General features: G+C 63.8%; 3 protein-coding genes. 2 read left to right on the top strand and 1 reads right to left on the bottom strand.

From position 1 onward, the window contains the following. Positions 1-517 precede the first annotated feature (517 nt). Complete coding sequence (locus tag E1291_RS40755) at positions 518-799, top strand: hypothetical protein (RefSeq protein WP_131743377.1); 282 nt, start codon at positions 518-520, stop codon at positions 797-799. Further along, positions 796-1,959, top strand: a complete 1,164-nt coding sequence (locus E1291_RS44960; protein ID WP_306434510.1) for an NUDIX domain-containing protein — start codon at positions 796-798, stop codon at positions 1,957-1,959. Before E1291_RS40755 ends, E1291_RS44960 begins: the two co-directional genes overlap by 4 nt. A gap of 69 nt (positions 1,960-2,028) precedes the next feature. Here the strand turns inward: E1291_RS44960 and E1291_RS40745 are convergent, their stop codons facing one another. Then, on the bottom strand, positions 2,029-2,391 hold the full coding sequence (locus E1291_RS40745) for a hypothetical protein (protein ID WP_131743376.1): 363 nt from the start codon (positions 2,389-2,391) through the stop codon (positions 2,029-2,031). Positions 2,392-2,787 lie beyond the last annotated feature (396 nt).

The following is a 2,787-nucleotide window of genomic DNA, read 5'->3' as shown; positions in this document are numbered from 1 at the left end:
GGCCACCAACAAACACAGAAGATCAAAACCACTGGCAGACGACACACGACCAGCCCCACAGCCAAGAGGTGCAAACCACCAGCCAAGACGCCGCCTGATACCGGACAACGCTCATCGTCACTCGCGGCGGGCGCTGCGCCGCCGGAGAACGAGACACGCCCCGTTTGCGCGAGTGGGTGGTGTGTCGGCGATACCTTCCACATGGCTGTCCGCTCCAACGATGTGTAGTTCCCCCGCCATTCGGGACTGGCCCCATCCCCTTCCACGCCCCTTCACGCCCCCACCGGTAGACGGCAGTCCGGCCAGGGCCAGGCCGCCCCAGCGGCAGGCGCCGTCGAAGCCGATCTCGGCATCAGTGAGAAGCGCCCTGCTGTCCCGGTGGCGCCGGCCACCGGTTCGGTTCGTTTTGACGCTTTATAGAAGACACGTCATCCCACCTCGGAGAACGCTGCCTTTGGTGTCAGCCGGGTGCTATGGGAGTCGGCGATCAGCACTCTCGGGTTGTCATCATGTGTCCATGAGCAGCCTCGTCAAGCGCTCGATCAACCGCCTCACCGTCAGCCTGCTGGCCATGGGCGCTGTCTTCGGGCTTGCGGTCCTGATGATCTTCAAGGGATACGACCCCGCCGTCATCACCACCGTCGTCACCGGTACGAGCTTCGCGGCGGCCGAGCTGGTCCGTCGGCTGCAGATGTCGCCGACAGTACCGACCGAGCCGGACCAGACCGCTGTGCTGGACGGGACCGCGACTCCAGATCGCGCCTCCTCACCGGAGCACACCCCAGGAACACAGTCGTGATCCGGCCGTCCGCGTCGCTGGTCGGAAGCTTCCGGCAGCACTATCCTCAAGTCCTCGCTGCCGCACAGGTATTCACGGAAAGCGGGATAGCCGTGAGGTCTCCGCCGATATCGCGGATCACCAACCATGGCGACGAGTTCGTGCGCTTCGTGAGCGATCCACCGCTGTCTTCGGATCACGCCATCCAGGCGATGACCCTGGAGAAGATCTTCACGTCGGACTTCGTGTACGTCGTGAATCCCGACGGATACATCGGCCCCACGACCGCCTATGAGTTGGGACGCATTCATGAGCGGGGTCTCGCCGTCTTCTACGCGGAACCACCGAAGGATTTCCCCATCCACGTTCCTGAGGGGACCATTGTCAGCGCCCGTGACTTGGCGGCCGCCGTCGGCGGAGGCAGCATGCACCCAAAGCCGATTAGACGGCCGCGGGTCGCGGCGCTGCCGACCGCCGACATCGTCATCTTGACCATCCGCTCGCAGCGGCTCCATGTGCTGTTGATCAAACGTGGCACTGACCCGTTCTACGGAAGGCTCGCCCTACCCGGAGGGTTCGTCCGGCCGGGCGAGTCCTTGGAGGACACCGCGATGCGGGAGCTCAAGGAGGAAACTGGACTGGACGGGTCCGGCATCCGGCCGCAGCAGCTGCGCACCTACTCAGATCCCCAACGTGACCCCCGGGGCAGGATCGTCACGACCGCTTTCCTGGCGATCGCTCCCAACCTGCCTGAGGTGACCGGTGCGACTGACGCCTACCGAGCGGACTGGGTCGAGGTCGAGGAGTCTTTGTGGCGCGACGGAGGCCGTCTCGCCTTCGACCACGGCGTGATCCTGCAGCACGGGCTCGAACGCGCCCGGCAACTACTGGAACACACGACCGTCGGACTCGACTTCTGCGGGAAAGTCTTCACCATCAGTGAACTACGCCAGGTCTACGAAACGGTGTGGGGCGTTCAGATCAACCCACAGAACTTCCAGCGCAAAATCCGTAACACCACCGGTTTCGTAGTGAAGACCAAGGAGAAGCGCACCTCCCGACCCGGTGCCCCGGCCGAACTGTTCCGCCGGGGCACGGCCAGGATTCTGTACCCGCCGATGATGCGCCCCAGGCAGCGGAGTCGGGCCGAATCCGAGGACGAGCGGACATTCGCGCTCTAACTGATCGTTTTGGAATGAAGTGTGTCAGAATACAGTGTGTCAGAATAAAGTGTGGAGGTCGGACGGCTTTCAGTCGTCGTCGAGGCGCTGAAGGATCTGCGTGAACTTACCGTTCTCGATCAGGCCGATGAGGACTTGAGTCATGTTGCTGACGCCGGCGTCGCGGACGATGAGCCCGTCTGAGCACCAGAAGTAGCGGCCTTCGAGGGCTTCCCCGCTGGCGGCCCACCGTTTCATGAGAATCTCGACCTGGGAAAGCGTGATGATCGTCGCGCTCCATCTTGAGCCGTCTTTGAGTTCCACGAGGACGTCGACGTTGTCCACGGCGTCGGGGTCCTCTCCGGCGCTCGGCAGAAACGCAGCCTCGAACTGCTCCGTGTGGACGCGATACCAGGGCCCGTCCCAGGCGCCCGCGGTGGTGCCGTGGCTCATCGGCTGAAGTGTGGCGGGCCCTTTCGCCCATCTCAACCGCCCTGCTCTGGCACCCTTTCTGAGTGAAGAGCGATCTTGTGCCTGGGGTGTGCTGGTGACGGCGGAACCCCGGCGGGTGCGGTGAGGGCATGACGGACGTCCTTCCTGGTGATCACAGGTGACCTCGGGTCAGGTGTCCGTGCCGTGGGGGCAGCTCAGGCCCCCCGGTGGAGATGAGGGCTGCAGATCGATGTGTCCGACAGGACGCCCGTGCTCGATCGGCCGGGGGTTAGCGTCCACGGAAGTGGTGTATGGGGTCTGTGTGACCTTCTGCCGGGTTTTGGCCTGTGTGGGCGTGTCACCGTGACATGAGGACGGCCACCTCGTGATCCTTCGAGTCGACCAAGAGCACGAAGG

It is taken from the genome of Actinomadura roseirufa, from assembly GCF_900659635.1.
Taxonomy (GTDB): Bacteria; Actinomycetota; Actinomycetes; order Streptosporangiales; family Streptosporangiaceae; genus Spirillospora; species Spirillospora roseirufa.
This window is presented reverse-complemented; position numbering and strand designations above follow the sequence as displayed.